General features: G+C 71.8%; 2 protein-coding genes. Both read right to left on the minus strand.

All coding sequences use genetic code 11. The features are described from left to right. The coding region (gene ftsZ / locus FV222_RS24175; RefSeq protein ID WP_147815837.1) for a cell division protein FtsZ at positions 1-1,082 on the minus strand (1,082 nt) is incomplete at its 3' end. Between the two features lie 103 nt (positions 1,083-1,185). Continuing rightward, positions 1,186-2,090: cell division protein FtsA (gene ftsA / locus FV222_RS24180; RefSeq protein WP_147815838.1), on the minus strand; the 905-nt coding region annotated here is incomplete at its 5' end.

A 2,090-nucleotide genomic window follows, 5' to 3' on the forward strand; every position in this document is an offset into this window, starting at 1 on the left:
GGGGCGTTCTGCGCGGCGCGCGAGCGGGCCTCGGAGCGCAGGCGCTCGGCGACCTCGGCGATGCGCTGCTCGGTCTCGGCGATCTCCTTGTTGTTCGGGGAGTTGGCCGAGATCAGCGCCGGCTCGATGCCGGTGGCGACCACCGAGACGCGGATGATGCCGTCGAGGCTCTCGTCGAAGGTGGCGCCGAGGATGATGTTGGCTTCCTGGTCGACCTCCTCGCGGATGCGGGTGGCGGCTTCGTCGAGCTCGTACAGGGTCAGGTCGGCGCCGCCGGTGATCGAGATCAGCAGGCCGCGGGCGCCCTTCATCGAGACGTCGTCGAGGAGCGGGTTGGCGATGGCGGCCTCGGCCGCGCGGCTGGCGCGCTTCTCGCCGCTCGCTTCGCCGGTGCCCATCATCGCCTTGCCCATGCCGCGCATGATCGCGCGCACGTCGGCGAAGTCGAGGTTGATCAGGCCTTCCTTGACCATCAGGTCGGTGATGCAGGCGACGCCCGAGTAGAGCACCTGGTCGGCCATCGCGAAGGCGTCGGCGAAGGTGGTCTTCTCGTTGGCGACCCGGAACAGGTTCTGGTTCGGGATCACGATCAGGGTGTCGACGGCGGCCTGGAGCTCCTGGATGCCGGCTTCCGCCGTTCGCATGCGGCGCAGGCCCTCGAACTGGAACGGCTTCGTCACGACGCCGACGGTGAGGATGCCCATGTCGCGCGCCGCCCGGGCGATGACGGGGGCGGCACCCGTGCCGGTGCCGCCGCCCATGCCGGCGGTGATGAAGCACATGTGCGCGCCCGAGAGCTGGTCGCGGATCTCGTCGATCACCTCGTCGGCGGCGGCCGAGCCGACCTCCGGGTGCGAGCCGGCGCCGAGCCCTTGCGTCACGCCGAGGCCCATCTGGATCACGCGCTCGGCCTTCGAGGAGGTCAGCGCCTGGGCGTCGGTGTTGGCGACGACGAACTCGCAGCCCAGCAGGCCCGACTCGATCATGTTGTTGACGGCGTTGCCGCCGGCGCCGCCGACACCGAACACGGTGATGCGGGGCTTGAGTTCGCGGATGTCAGGCGCCTGGAGAGAGATGGCCATGGTGTCGAGCCCTTCGTGACCTTTAACGCGTTGTCCGGAGCGCCTCCGTCGAGGAGACGCCGATTCGTCGAGGCCGGGCGCGAGAGGGCGCCCGGGAAAACGCCTAGAAACCCTGCTTCAGCCACTCGTAGACGCGGCCGATGTACCCGTCGGTCCCCGTGCCGGCGAAGGCGCGCTGGCCCCGCGGCTCGAAGTGCTCGGCATGCGCCACCTGCGGGTAGACCAGCAGGCCGACCGCGGCCGAGAAGGCCGGACCCTTGGCCGCCTCGGGCAGGCCGCGGATGCCGAGCGGACGCCCGATCCGGACCTGGCCCTGCATCACCCGGCGGGTGACCTCGGGCAGGCCGACGAGCTGGCTCGCGCCGCCCGTCAGCACCACCCGGCGCCCCGCCTGGGCGGCGAAGCCCGCGGCGCGCAGACGGTCGCGGACGAGTTCGACCACCTCCTCGACCCGCGGCTTGATGATCCGCACCAGCTGCGAGCGCGGAACGTGGTTCGGGGTCTCGCCCTCGTCCTCGCCGACGCCGTGGACCGCGATCATGTCGCGCTCGTCCGAGGGGGTGGCGATGGCCGAGCCGTAGAGCGTCTTCAGCCGCTCGGCCGCAGCGACCCGGGTGGAGAGCCCGCGGGCGATGTCCATGGTGACGTGGTGGCCGCCGACGGCGATCGCGTCGGTGTGGACGAGGTGCCCGCCGGAGAACACGCCGAAGCTCGTGGTGCCGCCGCCCATGTCGACGACGCAGACGCCCATCTCGGCCTCGTCGTCGACGAGCGCCGAGAGGCCGGCGGCGTAGGGGGTGGCGATCACCGCCTCGACGCCGAGATGGCAATGCTCGATCGCCAGCATGACGTTGCGGGCGGCGGCGGCCTCCGCGGTGACCACGTGGAGGTCGACCCCGAGGGCCTCGCCGATCATGCCCGAGGGGTCGATCACCGCACCCTGGCCGTCGAGGGCGTAGCCGGTCGGCAGCGCGTGGAGCACGGCGCGGCCGGGGCTGACGCCGTGGG

Origin of the sequence: Methylobacterium sp. WL103, from assembly GCF_008039885.1 — a bacterium.
Classification (GTDB): Bacteria; Pseudomonadota; Alphaproteobacteria; order Rhizobiales; family Beijerinckiaceae; genus Methylobacterium; species Methylobacterium cerastii.